Raw genomic sequence first — 17,705 nt, 5'->3', positions numbered from 1 at the left:
AGCGCCCGCAGCGGCCAACTCACCCGTGTTCCCGGTGAGTTGACCGCTGCGGGCGGTGGTTTGGCCGCACCCGGCGACCCGCGGTGACACGACCGAACCGGGCAACTTCGCCGGGGTCCTGCCCGCGTGAGGGGGCTTTGACGCACAGTGCCCGGCTACGGCGTGATGACGAGCGGGACCTCGGGCGACGGGCCGTCCGACAACGGGATCTGGTACCGCTGCGTCAGGTACGACGCGATGGTGTGGAACAGCGGCGCGGCGGAGTGCCCCACCGGCAGCGTCGTGTCGGGCGCGTCCAGCCGGATCCCCACGACGAACCGCGGGTGGTCGGCGGGGAGGATGCCGGCGAAGGTGATGTTGTACAGGTGGTCGCTGTAGGCCTTCGTCCGCGGGTCGACCTGCTGGCCGGTGCCGGTCTTCCCGGAGATCTGGTAGCCCTCGACCGCGGCCGAGGGGGCGGTGCCCTTCTGGAGGCCCTTGCCGTTCTGGGCGACCGCGCGCATCATGTCGCGCACCGTCTTGGCCGTCTGGGGGCTGACCACCTGGACCGTCTTCGGAGCAGGCTCGGGCACGGTCGTGCCGTCCGGGTTCACCTTGGCCTTGACGATGCGGGGTTCGACGCGCAGGCCGTCGTTGGCGATCGTCTGGTACATCCCGGCCATCTGCAGGACGGTCATCGACAAGCCCTGTCCGATGGGCAGGTTGCCGAAGGTGGTCGCCGACCACTGGCTGCGCGCGGGCACGACACCCGAGCTCTCGCCGGGCAGGCCGACGCCGGTGCGCTGGCCGAGGCCGAACGACTTGAGCAGGTTGGCGTAGCGCTCTTCGCCGATCTTCTGCGCCAGCAGCAGCGTGCCGATGTTGGACGACTTGGCGAAGATCCCGGTGGTGGTGAACGTCTGGGTGCCGTGGTTCCAGGCGTCGTGCACCGTCTTGTCTGCCACCTGCAGCGCACCGGGCACCTCGACCGTCGACTGGGGCGTCGCGACGCCGTACTCGATCGCCCCCGTGGCGGTGACGAGCTTGTTGACCGAGCCGGGTTCGAACGGCGTGGTGACCGCGGGGTTGGCCAGGTCGTCGGTGGTCCAGGCGCTCTGGTCGTTGGGGTCGAACGTCTTGTCGTTGGCCAGCGCGTAGACCTCGCCGGTCTTGGCGTCCATGACGACGGCCTGCCCGCCCTTGGCGTGCGACTGCTGGACGTAGTCCGTCAGCTGGCGCTGCACCTCGTACTGCAGGTCGGAGTCGATGGTCAGCTCGAGGTCCGAACCCGGGACGGCGGCCTGCAGGTCGCGCTCGGTGCCCGGGATGACGACGTTGTCGCTGCCGTTCTTGGTGTTGACCAGCATCCGGCCCGGCGTGCCCGCCAGGTCGTTGTCGCGGAGGAGCTCGAGCCCGACCAGGCCGTGCAGGTTGTGCTTGGACACGTCCGGGTCTTCGGAGCGCCAGTTCGCGGCGCCGACGATGTTCGACGCCAGGCTGCTGCCCGGGTATTCGCGCAGCGCGCGCTTCTCGACGCCGATCCACGCGAAGTGCTTCACGATGTCGGTGGCGATGGACGGCTCGACGTTGTTCACCAGGTAGGTGAAGGACGCCTGCTTGTGGAAGAGGTCGAGCAGCTGCTGCTCGCTGATCACGTTCGGCAGCCTGCCCGCGATGTACTTGGCGGCCGCGGCGGTTTCGGAGTCGAACGTCTTCGACGTGCCGGGGTTCTTCGCGACGAAGTCGTCCATGCTCTTGTGCAGGGCCTTGAGGTTCACCGACAGCGTGCGCACCTCGACGCTGAACGCCAGCTTCGCGCCGTTGCGGTCCACAATGGACCCGCGCTGGGCGGGGATGTCGATGGTCTGGGCGCGCTGCCGTTCGGCCGCGGCGGACAGCGCCCCGGCCTCGAACCACTGCACCTGCACCAGTTTCGCGCCGGCGACGAGCAGCACCGCGATCAGCAGCAGGCGCACGGCGGAGAACCGGCCGCGGTGCCCGCCGTTGCCGCGGCGCGCGGCCGCGCTGCGGGTTCCGGCGGCGTACGTCCGCCGCGCGCTGCCCGCGGCCCGCGCGCGGGCCCGGCTGCGACCCGGAGCCATCACTGGCCTCCCGGCTGGGCCGGCGGCGCGGGCTGCTCTTCGGCGGGCACGGCGGGCTGGTCGCCCTCGACCGGCGCGCCCTGCTGCGACTGGGTCCCGGCGGCCGGGGCGACCGGCGGCGCGGCCGGCACCACCGGCGCGTCCGCCTTGGCCTTCTTGGGCTCGCCGACGAGCGAGGTCTTCCCGTCCGGGCCGACGACGATCCGCGCCGGGTCACCACCGGGCACCATGCCCAGCTGCTGGGCCGCGGGGGCCAGTGACGCGGGCGACTCGGCCTTCGCGACGTCGCGCTGCAGGTGTTCCTTCGTCTCGGCCAGGTTCGCGTTGGTGGTGCGCAGCTGCTCGAGCCGGTAGGAGTCGGCGATCGCCTGCGTCGTCAGCCACAGGGTGGTCGCCACGCCTGCGGCCAGCAGCGCCATCATCATCAGCACGAACGACGCGCGTGACTTCGGCAGCCGCAGCCGCAGTTTCGGCAGCTGCTTCTGCTCGGCGGGCCGGACCTTCGGCTCCGGGCGCGGCTCGCGCTCCTTCAGCAGGTCGGCGCGCTGGGCGCGGCGTGCGTAGGCGCGCTCGGCCGCGGAAGTGCGGCCGCGCGACCCCCGCCGCGGCGCGGCTTTGCCGGGCTGCGCCGGCTGGACGTCCGGCTCGACGGTGGTCGCGGCGCGGGCGGCTTCGCTGCGGCCCTGCGCCGGCGCGGCCCGGCGGCGGGACTTCGCGGGAGCGGTCATCGCGGCTCTCCGATCCTCTCTGCGGCCCGCAACCGCACCGAAGCGGCGCGCGGGTTCCGTTCGATTTCCTCTTCGCCGGCCTTCTCGGCGCCGCGCGTCAGGAGCTTCAGCTCCGGTCCGTGTCCCGGCAGCTCCACCGGGAGCCCCTCCGGGGTGCGGGACTTCGCGAGCTCGGCCAGCGCCTGCTTGACCAGCCGGTCCTCCAGGGACTGGTACGACTCGACGACGATCCGGCCACCGACGGGCAGGGCACCCAGCGCGGCCGGCATGGCCCGCCGCAGCACCTCCAGCTCGCCGTTGACCTCGATGCGCAGCGCCTGGAACGTGCGCTTGGCCGGGTGGCCGCCGGTCCGCCGGGTCGCCGCGGGGACGGCGGCGTAGAGCAGCTCGACCAGGGGGCCGCTGTTGGTGAACGGCTCCTTTTCCCGCGCGGCGACGACGGCTTTGACGATCCGCTGCGCGAACCGTTCCTCGCCGTAGTCGCGCAGGATGCGGATGAGCTCGCCGGGCGCGTAGGTGTTGAGGACGTCGGCGGCGGTGAACCCGGTCGTCGGGTCCATCCGCATGTCCAGCGGCGAGTCCTTCGAGTAGGCGAACCCGCGTTCGGCGCGGTCCAGCTGCATCGACGAGACACCGAGGTCGAACAGGATGCCGTCGGCGTGGCTCAGGCCGAGCCCGGCCAGCGCTTCGGGGAGTTCGTCGTAGACGGTGTGCACGAAGTCGACGCGGTCACCGTGGCGGGCCAGGCGTTCCGCGGACTTCTCCAGCGCGGCCGGATCGCGGTCCAGCGCGACGAGGCGCAGCCGCGGGAATGCTTCGAGCAGGGCGTCGGAATGCCCGCCGAGGCCGACCGTCGCGTCCACGAGGACGCCGTCGCGGTCGGTGAACACGGGAGTGAACAGCTCGACTATCCGGTCGAGCAGCACCGGGACGTGCTCGGGTGCCGTCAAGTTCCCTCCCCCTTTCTCGCCTGGGCGGCCGGGGGAAAGACGGCGGATGCCGTCAGGTCCCTGTCCGCCCGCTGCTGACCTGGTACCGGGGAAGGTGCACCAGGGCCATTGAGCGGACAGAGGCCTCACGGCATCCGGGTGGACGTCCCCCACGTGCGGCCAGTGGCGAACCCCCGTCCCCCGACGACGTGGGTGCACCGCGACCGCGTGTCTAGAAGACGCCCGGCAGTACTTCCTCTCGAGCCTTCGCGTAGCTGTCTTCGTGCTCCTCCAGGTACGCCTGCCACGCTTGGGCGTCCCAGATCTCCAGCCTGGTGATCGCCCCGATCACCACGCACTCCTTGCTGAGCCCCGCGTAGCGGCGGAGCTCGGGCGCGATGGTGATGCGCCCCTGCCCGTCAGGGCGTTGCTCGTCCGTGCCGGCGAACAGGTAGCGCTGATAGGCCCGGACCGCCTCGTTCGTGAACGGGGCGTCGGCGACCTTGCGCGCCATCTGTTCGAACTCGGCGCGAGGGAAGACGAAGAGGCAGTGGTCCTGCCCCTTGGTGACCATCAGCCCACCCGCCAAGGCGTCACGGAACTTCGCGGGCAGCGCGAGCCGCCCCTTGTCGTCCAGTTTCGGGGTGTGGGTGCCGAGGAACACGGCCTCCACCTCCCTACCGCACCGCGGTGGCGAACCACCCCGGACGGCTTCGGGGCTTCCCGTCCGCCCCACTGGCCACCACCGTACCCCACTTTTCACCACAGTCAACGCGACAAACGCGCGAACCACTCCGTCGAGTGTTCCGTTTGCGCAGGTCAGCAGGGTGGGGGCTGGTGGGGGGTGTGGTGGGGGACGGTGGCCAAGATCCCCCGCACCGGGGGCCGGAGCAACCTCAGCTGTTCCCCATGCGTCCGCATAACGGCCGCGAAAGAACCCTCCATCCCGTTTTCGGCCCTCGAGTGGGGTCCGGTGGGGATGGCGGTGGGGCCGGGTGGGGCCGCGGGTGGGGCCCGGTGGGGATGGCGCGGCCGGGCTCGGTCTTCGGGCTCAGTCTTCGGGGGTGAGCAGAGCGGCGACGCGGGCCGCGAGGCGGGCGCTGTTCACCGGGCTCACCGTCACCCAGTCCTGGCCGCCGCGGCCCGCGGTCTTCGTCGCGCAGTAGGCGCCGACGTCGGTGTCGAACCACGTCAAGCCGCCGATCCGCGTCACCCGGCCCGACGGCGACCGCCGGCTGACGCCGAACTGCCCCGCCGCGTACACCGGCCGGGCCTGGATCGCCAGGACCTCCTGCAGCTGGGCGGCCGCCGTCCGGGAGGCGGCGTCCGGGTCCGCGAGCGTCGACGCCGGGAGGCTGATGCCGTAGCCGGGGCCGGCCGAAAGCTCCGGCAGGACGTCGACGATCGCCGTGCAGAGCTCGCCTTCGCGGATCGAGTCCAGGCCGATCGTCTGCTCCGGCTGGGTCGCCAGGACGGCGCGGTGGCCGCGGGCCGCCGTCACCGCGCGGAACGGCGTCGGCGCCGTCATGTCGGCCAGCGCTTCGCACGCGACGAACACGTCCGCGTGCGCGAGCAGGTCCAGGCGCGTGGCCAGGGCGGGCTCCAGCCGGGAACCGTCGTGGAGGCCGCGCTCGGCGAGGTTTCCGTACACCGCCTTCCGCACCTCGGCGCGTTCTTCGTCGGTCGCGCCGACGCTGCGGACGCTCAGCGGTTCCGGCGGGCGGTCGTGGCCGAGGTCGGTCCAGAGGACGTCGAACGCCGACGCCGAAACCCGGATCAAGCCCGCCCCAGCGCCGGCGGGGCGGGGAACGCCTCGGCGGGCACGTGGCCGTGCAGGGCCGTGTCCCGCGTCCGGAGGACGTCGATCGCCTTCTGCCGCGCGGCCTCCGCTTCGGCGCGGCGGGCCGCCATCTCCCCGGCCAGCCCGGCCAGGACGAGCACGTTCCCGCTGGACGCCGCGTCGCGGATCATCGACGCCGGGTCGTAGGTCACCGGCGGCGGCATGTCGGCGCGGGCCCGGGCGGCCACTTCCGCCTGCGCGCCGACCGCCCGGCCCACCGACGCCGAGACGGCGGCGGAGTGCGCCAGCCACCGGGCGGCCCGGCCCAGCGCCGCCCGCGCCGCGTCCCCCGCCTGGCCGCGCCAGTTCTCGTCCGTGGCGGCGACCAGCGCGGCGACGTCGGCGGTCGACTCCTGCAGGCGTTGCGCCAGGCCGTCCCAGCGTGCGCCCGCCTCGCCCGCGGCGACCGGGTCGTTGCCCAGCTCGACCTCCGCGGCCATCGCCTCGTGGCTGTAGGCCTCGTACCGCGCGGTGGGCAGGGGAGGTTCGGGCACGGTGCACCTCTCTCAGGGCAGCTTGGGTTCGACGAGCCCGGCCACCGTGCCCGCGCGCCGGCACGCGAGCGGGGTGTCCGAGAAGCCGGTGTTGCTGACGTCGATCTGGACGCTGGCGCCGTCGCCCACCCCGAGCAGCACGGCGCAGGTGCCGTCGGCGGCCTTCTTGTCGGCGACCTTCAGCGCCGGGTGGGTCCCGACCGTGGTCTTCGTGGCGTTCTTCTTTGTGACATCGAGGTCGCGAAGACCGTTCTTCTCGTCGAAGGTCACGGTGACGCCGAAGGCGCCGGGCACGGTCCAGTCGCAGGCCCGGGCGCCGGCGATGTCCTTGGGCTTGCCGAGCACGTTCACCCCGGCGGTCGACCGGTCCTGCGGCGAGAGCAGCGCGCAGGGGTCGACCGCGGCGAGGCCGGTGGCCGACGCGGACGGCGCCGGCCCGGCGGGGGCCGAGGCCTGCGCGGAGGCGTGCCCCACGGCGGACGGCGCAGCGGCCTGCCGCCCACACGCGGCGAGGCAGAAGAGGGCGGGGCAGAAGAGAAGGAGAACGGAGGCAAGGCGGAACCCGCGCGCCGGTCCGGAGATCACCGGCCCGCGCATCCCCGGCTCAGGCATCCCCGACCTGCGCACCGCAGCCCCGGGCGTCCCGAGCCCGTGGCGCCGGGCGCCTGTCCGCTTCCCCGGCATCCGCTCAGCCACCCGTGCAGTCCACGCCGTCCGCCGCCGTCTCGTCGGCGTGCTGGTACTTCGCCAGCGCCTCGCCGATCCGGTGCTTGAGCGTCTCGAGTTCCCTGCCGAACGCCGTCAGCTGCTGCACCGCCGAGCCTTGGCCGCCGATGCCGTACTCGGCCATGAACTTGCCGATCTCGCCGGCGTACCCACCGCCGAGCGGCACGCTGCGGCCGAGCACCTTGGCCTCGCGGACCATCTCCCCCACGACGTCCTGCAGCTCGCCGAGCTTCGCGTAGGCGTCCGTGGCCAGCTCGGGCGCGACCGCGAAGCCGCGGACGTCGAAGGGCGGCTGCGTTCGCACCTCGCTCATAAGCGGTTACGCCTCTCCGTAGCCGGGCGACCTCGAAACGGAGCATACGACAGAGCGGGGTGTCAGCGGGAGCACCCAGAATCGGGTGAATCGGCACCCGAACGGGGTATCGTCCCTGTTTGCGCAGCGTCATCAGCCGTGTCCCCGGCCAGGTCACCGCCCGCGGTGCCGGACGTGCTCCCTGGGCTTCGCGGGGTTCCGCCCCCCGGTTCGCCCGGGTTTGACACACTGGGTGGAAGGCTGGTCGCTGCGCGCGGACAGCAGCGAGGGGGCCGTTCGGCCCGGCGGTGCGCACAATGCGCGCGGCCATGCGCCACCAGGAGGTCGAGTGACGTCGAGAATCCAGTCTGCGGCACCCGGATCGGGCGAGCAGGCATCCGGGCGGCCGCCTTATCCGGCGGAGCCCACGGGTAACGGCCGGGCCAACGGCCAGCCCGGCAGAGTGCCGCTGGACGAACTGCACGACACCGCGCGGCGGATCGCCGCCAATGTGGAGCGCGTGCTGGTCGGCAAACCCGAGGTCATCCGGATCGCGCTGGTCACCCTGCTCGCCGAAGGCCACCTCCTGGTCGAGGACGTGCCCGGCGTCGGGAAGACGTCGCTGGCCAAGGCGCTGGCCCGGTCGATCGACTGCACGGTCAGCCGCATCCAGTTCACGCCCGACCTGCTGCCGAGCGACGTCACCGGCGTCTCGATCTACAACCGCCAGTCCGGCGAGTTCGAGTTCCGGCCCGGGCCGGTGTTCGCGAACATCGTGGTCGGCGACGAGATCAACCGCGCCTCGCCGAAGACGCAGTCGGCGCTGCTGGAGTGCATGGAAGAGCACCAGGTCACCGTCGACACCTCGACCTACCACCTCGACGAGCCGTTCATGGTGATCGCGACCCAGAACCCGATCGAGATGGAAGGCACGTACGCGCTGCCCGAAGCCCAGCGCGACCGGTTCACCACGCGGGTCTCCATCGGCTACCCCGACCAGCAGGCCGAGCTGGCCATGGTCGACGAGCACGCCGGCCACAACCCGATGGACGACCTGCAGCCGGTGTCCGACGGCGAGACCGTGCACCGGCTGATCGAGACGGTCCGCGCCGTGCACATCGCGCCGGAGGTCCGCCGGTACGCCGTCGACATCGTCGCGGCCACCCGGGGAGTTCCGGAGATCCGGCTCGGCGCGTCCCCGCGGGCCACGCTGCACCTCGTCCGCGCCGCGCGGGCGCAGGCAGCCTTGTCCGGCCGCGACTACGTCGTGCCGGACGACCTGCACACGGTGGCGGTCCCGGTCCTGGCGCACCGCCTGGTGCTCACCACCGAGGCCCACGCGGCCCGCCGGTCGGCGACCGACGTCGTGCGCGCGGTGCTGCACCGGGTGCCGGTGCCGCAGGGCACCCGGCCCTAGCCAGTGACATCCGGGGCTTCGCCCCAGGTCGGGGGCTCCCCACCCGAACCCCCGAAAAATTGTCCTGCCGCCGAAGGGAAGAGAACGGCATGCTGCGTGCCCTGTCCGGCCTGACCACCCGCGGCCGCTGCCTCCTGGCCGCGGGGATCGCCGCCGCGGTGTGCTCGTTCGTGCTCAACGAACGCGACCTGCTGCGGGTCGCCATCTTCGTGGTGGCGCTGCCCCTGCTGGTCGCCGCGTTCATCTCGGCGACCCGGCTGCGCATCGGGGCCACCCGCACCCTGCGCCCGCAGCGGGTCGCCGTCGGTGGGAACGGCGAGGTCCAGCTGGAACTGTGGCGCAGCGGCCGGCTGCCCGCCGGCGAGATCCTGCTCGAAGACGGCGTGCCGTACGCGCTGGGCACGCGGCCGCGGTTCGTCGTCGAGCGGCTCCCGCACGACCGGCGGGTCGCGCTGCGCTACCCGCTGCAGCCCGTGCTGCGCGGGATCCAGCAGGTCGGGCCGCTGCGGGCGACCATCACCGACCCGTTCGGGCTGTGCGAGTTCGAGCGCGAGCTGATCGGGCACTCGCGGCTGGTCGTCGTGCCCCGCGTGGTTTCGCTGTGGGGTCTGCCGAGCGGCGCGGGCATCGGCGTCGGCGACGACGGCACGGTCCGGCTGCACGCCGGGCAGGGCGAGGCCGACGTGATCGTCCGCCAGTACCGCCAGGGCGACGACCTGCGGAAGGTGCACTGGCGGTCGACCGCCCGCCGCGACGAGATCATGGTGCGCGTCGAGGAACGCCCGTGGCGCGGCGGCACCACGGTGCTGCTGGACCACCGCGCCGCCGCCCACCACGGCGCCGGCCCGGCCGCCAGCCTGGAGTGGGCGGTGTCCTTCGCGGCGTCGGCCGCCCTGCACCTGCGCCGGGCCGGGCACCGCGTCCGGCTGGTCAGCGAGCACGGCGCCACGCTCGCCGACACCCCGGGCGACGGCGGTGACCACTACGACCACGTCGTGCTCGACGCGCTGGCCGCGCTGCAGCCCGCGCACCAGCGCGACATCACGCTGGCCGGCGACCCGGCCGAGGGCCAGGAGCTGATCGCCGTGCTCGGCACGGTGAGCACCGAGGCCGTGCACGAGCTGACCCAGTTCCGCCCGCGCGGCATCCGCAGCCTCGCGGTCCTGCTCGACACGCCCACGTGGTCGGCCGGGGTGAGCGCGCCCGAACAGCGGGCCGCGGCCACCGAGGACTCGGCCGCGCTGCTGCGCGCGGCCGGCTGGGGCGTGATCGTCGCCGGGCCGGGCTCGCCGATGCCGCAGGTGTGGGCCGAGCTGTGCCGCAGCGGCGCCCGCCGCGGCACCCTGATCGGGGGCCCGCGATGAGCACCGCCGCACCGCCGCGCAAGTTCGACCGGCCCGCGCCGCGGCCGGAACGTCCGCTTTCGGCCTGGCGCAGCAGCGTCCTGGCTCCGGTCGCCGCCGGTGTCGCGACGCTCTGCGCGGCGACCTCGGTGACGAGCGTCGTCGCCGGCCTCGCCTGGTTCGGCTACCTGTTCGTCGCCGTCCTGCTCATCGGCGCGTCCGGCCTGGCGCTGCGCTCGCTGCAGGTGCCGACCGTCCTGGTCGGCCTCGGCCAGCTGCTGGTGCTGCTCTTCCTCATCACCGGGGCGTTCACCACGCACGGGATCCTGCGGGTGATCCCCGGCCCGGAAGCGTTCTCCGAGATCGGGACCACGCTCTCGGCCGCCGCCGAGCAGATCCGCGTCGGGCTGCCGCCGGTCGAGGGCAGCCAGCCCATCCTGTGTCTCATGACGATCCTGATCGGCCTGGTCGCCGTCCTCGTCGACACGCTGACGGTGGCCGCCGCGGCGCCCGCGGCGACCGGGCTCGTGCTGCTCTGCGTCTACGCCGTGCCGGCCGCGTTGAGCGAGGAACTGCTGCCGTGGTGGACGTTCCTGCTCGGCGCGGCGGCGTTCGCCGGCCTGCTGGCCGTCGACGGCCAGCACCGGCACCGGCGCTGGCAGACGCGCGAGGCGCCCGGGCGCAGCGGCAAGCCGGGGGTGCTGTCCGCGCCGGTCGCCGTCGTCTGCGCGGCGATCGTGCTCGGCCTGCTGGGCGGGGGGATCACCTGGGTCGGCACGATCGGGCGGATGCCGTTCGCCGGCAGCGGGAACGGCGCCGGCGCGGGCTCCGGCGGGTTCGGCATCCAGCCGTTCACCGAGCTGCGGGGCATGCTCGACCAGGGCACCAACCGCGAGCTGTTCAAGGTCCGCGGCCTCGGCACGGACCGGCGGCTGCTGCGCGCGATGACACTGGACACCTACTACCCCAACAAGGGCTGGGGCCTGCACGACGACGGCCGTTCGCAGCAGGGCGTCCCGGTCGCGCCGCAGCTCCCGCCCGCGCCGGGTGACGACGGCACCGGCACCGCGCGCCGGATCGACGTCGAGCCGACGAGCTGGCGCGACAACTGGCTGCCGGTGTACGGCGCGCCTCGGGTCATCGACGGCGCGACCAACGGCTACCTCTACGACCAGATCAGCGGCACGGTGTTCACCACCCGCAGCGAGGCTCCGCCGTCGTACACCGAATACGCGTCGCTGAAGGAACCCACGGCCCAGGAGCTGCGCGTGACGTCGCGGGTCGACGACCTGCCTCCGCGCTACACCGAAATCGACCGGGTCGACGACCGCGTCCGCGCGAAGACCGAGCAGCTGATCGCCGGCGCTGCCAACGACTTCGACCGGGCCTCGGCGATCTGGCGGTACTTCACGGCGCAGAGCGGGTTCGTCTACGACACGAAGACGGCACCGGCCAACGACGTCGACGCGCTCACCGACTTCATCCTCAAGGGCAAACGCGGCTTCTGCGAGCAGTTCGCGTCGGCGATGGGCGTGATGCTGCGGGTGGCGGGCATCCCGTCGCGGGTGGCGATCGGCTTCACCCCGGGTGTGCAGGTCAACGACTACCTGTCGATCACCACCCAGGACGCGCACGCGTGGGTCGAGGCGTACTTCGGCGGCAAGGGCTGGGTGACGTTCGACCCGACGCCGCTGTCCGACGGCCGTGGCATCACCCCGTCGTACCTGCAGGCGGGCCCCCAGGACGGCACCCAGCCCGACGACACCCAGGTGGCGCCGAGCACGGTGCAGTCGAGCGCGGCACCCACCGGCGTCCCGCACGACACCGAGCAGAACCTGCCCGCGCAGGCGGCCAAGGACGCTTCGGGCAGCGACGACTGGCTGTTCAACCTCGCCCTGGCGCTCGCCCTGCTGGGCGCGGGCGCGCTGTTCGTCGCGGCGCTGCTGCGCCGGCTGCTCGATCGCGGGCGCGCCAACGCGCGGAAGTCCGCGTCGCGGGAAAGCGATCCGCCGTCCGGCACCGAACCGGCGGACGGCGACCGGCGCGAGGGCGCGTTGCTCGTCCGGGCACGGGCACCCGTGGCAGTGCCGTCCCGCTCGCAGGCGGTGGCCGGGTGGCTGCCGCTGCTGGCCGCCGGGTTCTGGATCACCGCGCTCGGCCTGGTCGCGGCGACCGTGGCCTGGTGGCTCGGCGTACTGGTGGTGGTGCTGCTCCTCCTGGTCACCGGCCCGGCCCTGATCCGCGAGGCCGTCCGGCGACGACACCTGCAGCGCATCGTCCAGCAGCAACCGGGCGCGGCCGACGCGGCGTGGGCCGAGCTGCGCGCGGAGTGCGCCGACCGCGGCCTGCCCATCCCGACCAGCGAAACGGTGCGCGTGGCGGGGCAGAAGCTCGCGGCGAAGCACCACCTCGACGACGAAGGCCGCGAAGACCTCCGAACGGTCATCGGCGTGCTCGAGCGGTCCTGGTACGGCGAAGACGACGCACCGCAGCCGGAGCTCCCGTCGGCCTTCGAGGGTCTGCGGCGGAGCCTTCGCCGCAACGCGCCGCTCTCGTGGAAGGGCCGGCTGTTCCCGCGCTCGGTCTTCCGCAACCGCGACTGACCCCCCAGGCCACCGGTTTTCAGCCCGCCCACCTCGCATGACCAGGTGGGGCCGCCTCAGGTGATCAGCGAGACATCTCACCTGCTCAGCGGAACATCACCCGAGCCACGAGCCCAATCACGCGAGTCACGGATCTGATCACGCGAGTCACGTGTTCAATCACGCGAGTCACGGGCTTGATCACGCGAGTCACGGGGCTGATCACGCGAGTCACGGTCGGATCTTCCGGTGGGCAGGGGCTCACCCGTGTGGGGGTCACCCACTGTCACCACTGTGGGCCGGGCCTTCACGGGTGGCTGAGCACACAAGAAGATCCGCGTCCCCCGGCTCGGCGGGACGCGGATCTCGTGGTCTTGCGGCGCTATTGCTCCTCGAAGCGCTGGCGGAAGCGCTCCTCCATCCTCTGGGTGAAGGAACTCCGGCGGCCCGATTGCTTGCCACCGCGGGCACCTGGTCCACCGCCCTTGCCGTCCCCGTCGGCGCCGTGCCGAATCGATGTGACGGCCAACATGACTCCGAAGAACATCACGAGGAACCCGAGCACGCTGATCAGCGGGATGTCGGCCACCCGGAACTGCGGCACCACCACGCCCAGCACCAGCAGGGCCACGCCCACTACGAACAGGGCGATGCCCTGAATACGCCGTCGGCGAGCGGGGCGACGCAACCGGGTGCCACGCACCGTGGATGCGAACTTGGGGTCCTCGGCATAGAGCTCGCGCTCGATTTGATCGAGCAGCCGCTGCTCATGCTCGGAGAGTGGCATCTTTCCTCCTCCGGCACAGCTGTCGCGGGCGCCGGGCCGCGCAACGTCCTGGACCCAACAGCCAACCCCAGGCGGGGTGGCACTGTCCAGGATACGAGGCCCGCGCCCGCACGACTACCCGATCCCGCATCCAGAAGGGATCGAATTGGGCTAAATCGCGCTCGAAGGGCGTCGCGGACGGTCACCGTCGCCGATCGTGACCGTTTTGCAGCTTCGGCGGCGATGTGGGGGACGCCCACCGGACCCGGAGATCACCGCCCGTGCCAGGCCCCAAGGGCCGCCGCGTGAAACCGATCCCGCACGAGACCGGCTCGCGAGAGGTAGCCCGCAAGAGGCCGGACCGCAGCCCGCCGGCTCACGAAGGCAGGCAGCCTGCCACGAAAGGCGCCAGCCTGCCGCCATCTCCCCGGCCTCCCACCATCCCCCGGTCCCGTTCACCCCTCCCGCGGCCCGAGCAACGACGCCGGCCGCACCGCCGCGGAACCGAACTTCGACCGCGCCACGTCGGCCGCCACTTCCGCGTCCCGCCAGCGTGGGGCCGGCGACTCGAACACCAGCTGCTCCCCCGCCTCCCCCGTGTCGAGCCCTTCGACGCGGACGCCGATCAGCCGCACCGCCCCGGTCGGCGCGTGCTCGGTGAGCAACGCCACGGCGACCGCGTGGATCTCGCGCGCCACGTCCGTCGCCGAGACCAGCGTGCGGGCCCGGGTGATCGTGCGGAAGTCGGCGAACCGCACCTTGATCGAGACGGTCCGGCCCCGCACGCCCCGCTCCCGCAGCGTCGCCCCGACCCGCGAAGCCAGCCGCAGCAGCTCCAGCCCCAGCTCGGCGCGGTCGTGCCGGTCGACGTCGAAGGTGTGCTCCGCGCCGATCGACTTCTCCGGCGAGTCGATCACCACCGACCGCTCGTCCACGCCGTGCGCGAGCCGGTACAGGTGCTCGCCGATCGCGGTTCCCAGCGACTTCTTCAGCCGCTCCGGCGGGAACGCGGCGACGTCGGCGATCGTGTCCAAGCCCAGGCGCCGCAGGTGCTCCTCGGTCCGCGCGCCGACGCCCCACAGTGCCGACACCGGCAGCGGGTGCAGGAACGCCAGGGTTTCGGCCGCGGGCACGACGACCATGCCGTCCGGCTTCGCCATGCCCGACGCGAGTTTCGCGACGAACTTGACCTTCGCCACCCCCACCGAGCAGGTGATCCCGTGCTCGGCCGCGACCCGCGCGCGCAGCTGCGCGCCCAGTGAAGCCGGGGTCGCGCCCAGGCGCCGCAGCGCCCCGCTGACGTCGAGGAACGCCTCGTCGAGGCTGAGCGGTTCGACCAGCGGCGTCAGCTCCCGGAAGATGCCCATGACGCCGCGTGAGACCTCGCCGTACAGCCCGGACGTCGGCGGGATGTTGATCAGGTGCGGGCACAGCCGCTTCGCCGTCGAAAACGGCATCGCCGAGCGCACGCCGAACTTCCGCGCCAGGTAGTTCGCCGCGGCCACGACGGCGCGCGGCCCGCCGCCGGACACCACGACCGGCTTGTCCGCGAGCTCGGGCCGGGTCCGCAGCTCGACCGACACGAAGAACGCGTCCATGTCGACGTGCAGCAGCCCACACCCGGTGTCGTCCGGCACCGGCTCCCCCGGCCGGACGCGGAACCGGCCCATTCCGCCCGGCAACTCAGCATTTCGCCCCACGTCGAGGACGCTACCGGCCACCACCGACAGTTTCCGATCACCCGCGGCGCCAGGGCGGAAACCCGCCGGACGATCAGGCCAGCGGCCGCGCCACCGCGTGCAGGCGGCCCGCGATGTCCCGCAGCGCCGGCGTGGCCGCCGCGGCCCGTTCGAACTCGGCCAGCTCGTCCTCCCGGACGTCGCCGGTGACGAGGTCGGCGATCACCCGGTCGCCCTGCAGCAGCGTCACGTCGAGACCCGCGGCCACGAGCTGGGCGCGCAGGCCTTCGGGGTCGAAGCGGCGCAGCACCGTGTCGCCCGGGACGACGCCGTCCACGCTCTCGATCAGCCGCCGGGCCTCGCCGACACGGCCCGCCAGCGCGCGGTGCAGCACCGCGGCGTGCCGGTTCGCGACCAGGACCGACACCGCGCCACCCGGCGCCACCGCCGTCGCGAGGGCCGTGAGCACCGCGGCCGGGTCGTCGACGATCTCCAGCAGCCCGTGCGCCAGCACCAGGTCGGCCGAACCGGGCTCGACGTACCGGCCCAGCGCGTCGGAGTCGTCCGCGATCACCGTGATCAGCTCGGAGACGCCCTCCTCCTCGGCACGCCGCTGCAGCGTGGCCAGGGCGTTCGGGCTCGGCTCGACGACCGTCACCCGGCAGCCCGCCGCCGCGAACGGCACCGCCCAGCCGCCGCTGCCGCCGCCCACGTCGACGACGCGGGGGTGCTCGGCGCCCCGGGCGCGGGCGGCCTTGAGCTCGGCTTCGAGCACCCGGCGGACGGCGCCCGAACCCCGGGCGGCCACGGTCTCCGTCTTCATGTCGCACAGGGTAGTGCGCGCCCCCGCCCGCCTCCCGGGCTCCTCCCTTCGAGTGAACGGCCCTTGCCCGGCGGCGGCTCCCCCGCGCACCCGTAGGCTGGTCGTCGTGCACACGGTCGCCGTACTAAGCCTCAAGGGAGGCGTCGGCAAGACGACGGTCGCCCTCGGTATCGCGTCCGCCGCCTTGCGCAGAGGCACGCGGACGCTGGTGGTGGACCTCGACCCGCAGGGCAACGCCACCACGTCGCTCGACCCGCCCTACACCGACGCCACCCTCGCGGACGTGCTCGAGACCCCGACCCGGGAGATGCTGGAACGCGCGATCGCCCCGAGCGTCTGGAGCGAGGACGTCGACGTCCTGGTCGGCACCGAAGAGCTGGAGCTGCTCAACGACCCGGACGCCGACAGCGAGCGCCTGGCGAACTTCTCCCGCGCGCTGGACGAGCTGCACCGCACACCACTGCGCGAAACGCCGTACGAGCTGGTGGTCCTGGACTGCCCGCCGTCACTGGGCCGTCTGACGAAATCGGCGCTGGTCGCCGCGGACAGCGCGCTGATCGTCACCGAGCCGACGATGTACGCCGTCGCCGGGGCGTCCCGGGCGCTGGAGGCGATCGAAAAGATCCGCAAGGACCTCAACCCGGACCTGCGCCCGATCGGCGTCCTGGTGAACAAGCTGCGCGCGCGCTCCTACGAGCACCAGTTCCGGATCGCCGAGCTGCGCGAGAACTTCGGCTCCCTGGTGATGCCGACGGCGATCACCGACCGGCTCGCGGTGCAGCAGGCCCAGGGCGCGTGCAGCCCGATCCACGAGTGGCACTCGCCCGGCGCCCAGGAGATCGCGCTGACGTTCAACATGGTGCTGGCGAAGATCCTGCGCTCCAACCGGGCGGGACGGCACCGCATCGCCGGCGAGGAGGCCGAGGGCCCGGACTGGCCCGAAGGCCCGGCCCCGGAGACCGCCGAAGCGCCCGAGACCCCCGAGACTTCCGAAACCCCCGAGACCCCCGAGGCACCGGCCGAGGTGTCCGAATCCGCGGGGTGAGCCGTGCCCGAAGGTGACACCGTCTTCCTGGTCGGAAAGCGCTTCGCCAAGGCGATGACCGGGAAGACGTTGCTGCGCGGGGAGTTCCGGGTACCGCAACTGGCCACTGTGGACCTCTCCGGACGCGAAGTGCTCGGCGTCGGGACCGTGGGCAAGCACCTGTTCACCCGCTTCTCGGGCGACCTGACCCTGCATTCGCACCTGATGATGGACGGGATGTGGGACGTCTACCCGGCCGGCGCGAAGTGGCGCCGCCCCGGCCACCACGCCCGCGTGGTCCTGACCGCGGCCGACGTCCAGGCGATCGGCTTCCGCGTCCACGACCTGAAACTCGTGGCCACCGGCAAGGAACACGACCTCGTCGCCCACCTCGGCCCGGACCTGCTGGCCCCGCGGTGGACGGACGAGCACGCGGCCCGCGCGAGCGCGGCACTGGCGGCCGACCCGGCGCGTGAGCTCGGGCTCGCCCTGCTCGACCAGCGGGTGATGGCGGGCGTCGGGAACCTCTACAAGTGCGAGATCGCGTTCCTGCTCGGCGTGACCCCGTGGACGCCGGTGTCCGAAGTGGACGCCGGCCGCACGGTCGCGCTGGCCCGCAAGCTGCTGCTGGCCAACGCCCTCGCCGGGCGCTTCGACCAGAGCACCACCGGCCACCTCGACCGCAACCGCAAGAACTGGGTGTACGAGCGCACCCGCCAGGGCTGCTTCCGCTGCGGTGGCGGGCTCCTGGTCCGCGCGCAGGGTCACGACGTCCGGCAGCGGCCGACGTGGTTCTGCCCGAAAGACCAGGCCGGACCGTACCCGCCGAAGTAAAGCCGCGCACGCTCGCCGAGGTCACCGTGGTTCGCGCTGCGCGAACGTCCCGAAGGTTCGGTGTCGTTCGGGCTCGGCGTCTGGCGGCCGCGGTTCGAGCCGTTCTGCACGTGGGCAAGGGAAGCCGGGCTGTGGGCCGAGATCACA

At 72.9% G+C, this 17,705-nt stretch carries 16 protein-coding genes and 1 pseudogene; 6 read left to right on the top strand and 11 right to left on the bottom strand.

Annotated features, from left to right (window positions below):
* Positions 1–155 precede the first annotated feature (155 nt).
* From AB0F15_RS24715 to AB0F15_RS24680, 8 genes are all read right to left on the bottom strand, one after another.
* Positions 156–2,081, bottom strand: coding sequence for a penicillin-binding protein 2 (locus tag AB0F15_RS24715; RefSeq protein ID WP_360274565.1), 1,926 nt, complete (start codon positions 2,079–2,081; stop codon positions 156–158).
* Positions 2,081–2,809 carry a hypothetical protein gene (locus tag AB0F15_RS24710; RefSeq protein WP_360274562.1) on the bottom strand — a complete coding sequence of 243 codons (729 nt, stop codon included), beginning with the start codon at positions 2,807–2,809 and terminating at the stop codon, positions 2,081–2,083. Before AB0F15_RS24710 ends, AB0F15_RS24715 begins: the two co-directional genes overlap by 1 nt.
* Positions 2,806–3,759 carry a 16S rRNA (cytosine(1402)-N(4))-methyltransferase RsmH gene (gene rsmH / locus AB0F15_RS24705; RefSeq protein ID WP_360274559.1) on the bottom strand — a complete coding sequence of 318 codons (954 nt, stop codon included), beginning with the start codon at positions 3,757–3,759 and terminating at the stop codon, positions 2,806–2,808. Before rsmH ends, AB0F15_RS24710 begins: the two co-directional genes overlap by 4 nt.
* 211 nt (positions 3,760–3,970) lie before the next feature.
* Positions 3,971–4,402: a division/cell wall cluster transcriptional repressor MraZ gene (gene mraZ / locus AB0F15_RS24700; RefSeq protein WP_360274556.1), complete on the bottom strand. Its 432-nt coding sequence runs from the start codon at positions 4,400–4,402 to the stop codon at positions 3,971–3,973.
* A gap of 387 nt (positions 4,403–4,789) precedes the next feature.
* Positions 4,790–5,518, bottom strand: a complete 729-nt coding sequence (locus AB0F15_RS24695) for an ESX secretion-associated protein EspG (RefSeq protein ID WP_360274553.1) — start codon at positions 5,516–5,518, stop codon at positions 4,790–4,792.
* Positions 5,515–6,072 (bottom strand): PPE domain-containing protein, encoded by a 558-nt coding sequence (locus tag AB0F15_RS24690; RefSeq protein ID WP_360274550.1) that lies wholly within the window; start codon positions 6,070–6,072, stop codon positions 5,515–5,517. The genes AB0F15_RS24695 and AB0F15_RS24690 overlap by 4 nt, the downstream gene beginning before the upstream one ends.
* Before the next feature lie 12 nt (positions 6,073–6,084).
* Positions 6,085–6,684, bottom strand: a complete 600-nt coding sequence (locus AB0F15_RS24685; RefSeq protein ID WP_360274547.1) for a DUF3558 domain-containing protein — start codon at positions 6,682–6,684, stop codon at positions 6,085–6,087.
* Positions 6,685–6,760: 76 nt separating this feature from the next.
* Positions 6,761–7,111, bottom strand: a complete 351-nt coding sequence (locus tag AB0F15_RS24680) for a hypothetical protein (protein ID WP_360274545.1) — start codon at positions 7,109–7,111, stop codon at positions 6,761–6,763.
* Between the two features lie 328 nt (positions 7,112–7,439).
* Here AB0F15_RS24680 and AB0F15_RS24675 point away from each other — a divergent pair, with 328 nt between their 5' ends.
* The 3 genes from AB0F15_RS24675 (at position 7,440) to AB0F15_RS24665 (ending at position 12,453) form a co-directional block, all read left to right on the top strand.
* Positions 7,440–8,507: a MoxR family ATPase gene (locus tag AB0F15_RS24675; protein WP_360274544.1), complete on the top strand. Its 1,068-nt coding sequence runs from the start codon at positions 7,440–7,442 to the stop codon at positions 8,505–8,507.
* Between the two features lie 89 nt (positions 8,508–8,596).
* Positions 8,597–9,871, top strand: coding sequence for a DUF58 domain-containing protein (locus AB0F15_RS24670; protein WP_360274541.1), 1,275 nt, complete (start codon positions 8,597–8,599; stop codon positions 9,869–9,871).
* On the top strand, positions 9,868–12,453 hold the full coding sequence (locus AB0F15_RS24665) for a DUF3488 and transglutaminase-like domain-containing protein (RefSeq protein WP_360274538.1): 2,586 nt from the start codon (positions 9,868–9,870) through the stop codon (positions 12,451–12,453). Before AB0F15_RS24670 ends, AB0F15_RS24665 begins: the two co-directional genes overlap by 4 nt.
* A 361-nt stretch (positions 12,454–12,814) precedes the next feature.
* On the opposite strand, the gene AB0F15_RS24660 is transcribed toward AB0F15_RS24665, so the two are convergent.
* The 3 genes from AB0F15_RS24660 to AB0F15_RS24650 form a co-directional block, all read right to left on the bottom strand.
* Positions 12,815–13,219 carry a DUF3040 domain-containing protein gene (locus AB0F15_RS24660; protein ID WP_360274535.1) on the bottom strand — a complete coding sequence of 135 codons (405 nt, stop codon included), beginning with the start codon at positions 13,217–13,219 and terminating at the stop codon, positions 12,815–12,817.
* Positions 13,220–13,653: 434 nt separating this feature from the next.
* The gene (gene dinB, locus AB0F15_RS24655; RefSeq protein WP_360274595.1) at positions 13,654–14,868 is read right to left on the bottom strand and encodes a DNA polymerase IV; all 1,215 of its coding nucleotides are present in this window, start codon (positions 14,866–14,868) and stop codon (positions 13,654–13,656) included.
* Positions 14,869–14,971: 103 nt separating this feature from the next.
* On the bottom strand, positions 14,972–15,700 hold the full coding sequence (locus tag AB0F15_RS24650; protein ID WP_360274533.1) for a methyltransferase domain-containing protein: 729 nt from the start codon (positions 15,698–15,700) through the stop codon (positions 14,972–14,974).
* A 106-nt stretch (positions 15,701–15,806) separates the two neighbouring features.
* Between AB0F15_RS24650 and AB0F15_RS24645 the strand changes: the two genes are divergently transcribed.
* The 3 genes and pseudogenes from AB0F15_RS24645 to AB0F15_RS24635 all read left to right on the top strand — a co-directional run.
* The gene (locus tag AB0F15_RS24645; RefSeq protein ID WP_360274530.1) at positions 15,807–16,745 is read left to right on the top strand and encodes a ParA family protein; all 939 of its coding nucleotides are present in this window, start codon (positions 15,807–15,809) and stop codon (positions 16,743–16,745) included.
* Positions 16,746–16,748: 3 nt separating this feature from the next.
* The gene (locus AB0F15_RS24640) at positions 16,749–17,558 is read left to right on the top strand and encodes a DNA-formamidopyrimidine glycosylase family protein (protein WP_360274527.1); all 810 of its coding nucleotides are present in this window, start codon (positions 16,749–16,751) and stop codon (positions 17,556–17,558) included.
* Positions 17,559–17,588: 30 nt separating this feature from the next.
* A pseudogene (locus AB0F15_RS24635) lies at positions 17,589–17,690 on the top strand (adenosine deaminase); the annotation flags it as partial.
* Positions 17,691–17,705 lie beyond the last annotated feature (15 nt).

Source organism: Amycolatopsis sp. NPDC026612, from assembly GCF_040638285.1.
Lineage (GTDB): Bacteria > Actinomycetota > Actinomycetes > Mycobacteriales > Pseudonocardiaceae > Amycolatopsis.
Note: the sequence above shows the minus strand (reverse complement) of the source record. Positions and strands in the feature narration are given on the sequence as shown.

Bases quoted from the DNA above. Each gene is read 5' to 3' on its own strand.
- AB0F15_RS24665 (WP_360274538.1), top strand. From the start codon at position 9,868: ATGAGCACCGCCGCACCGCCGCGCAAGTTCGACCGGCCCGCGCCGCGG.
- AB0F15_RS24680 (WP_360274545.1), bottom strand. From the start codon at position 7,111: ATGAGCGAGGTGCGAACGCAGCCGCCCTTCGACGTCCGCGGCTTCGCG.
- AB0F15_RS24685 (WP_360274547.1), bottom strand. From the start codon at position 6,684: ATGCCTGAGCCGGGGATGCGCGGGCCGGTGATCTCCGGACCGGCGCGC.
- dinB (WP_360274595.1), bottom strand. From the start codon at position 14,868: ATGGGCCGGTTCCGCGTCCGGCCGGGGGAGCCGGTGCCGGACGACACC.
- AB0F15_RS24660 (WP_360274535.1), bottom strand. From the start codon at position 13,219: ATGCCACTCTCCGAGCATGAGCAGCGGCTGCTCGATCAAATCGAGCGC.
- AB0F15_RS24710 (WP_360274562.1), bottom strand. From the start codon at position 2,809: ATGACCGCTCCCGCGAAGTCCCGCCGCCGGGCCGCGCCGGCGCAGGGC.
- AB0F15_RS24670 (WP_360274541.1), top strand. From the start codon at position 8,597: ATGCTGCGTGCCCTGTCCGGCCTGACCACCCGCGGCCGCTGCCTCCTG.
- AB0F15_RS24650 (WP_360274533.1), bottom strand. From the start codon at position 15,700: ATGAAGACGGAGACCGTGGCCGCCCGGGGTTCGGGCGCCGTCCGCCGG.
- AB0F15_RS24715 (WP_360274565.1), bottom strand. From the start codon at position 2,081: ATGGCTCCGGGTCGCAGCCGGGCCCGCGCGCGGGCCGCGGGCAGCGCG.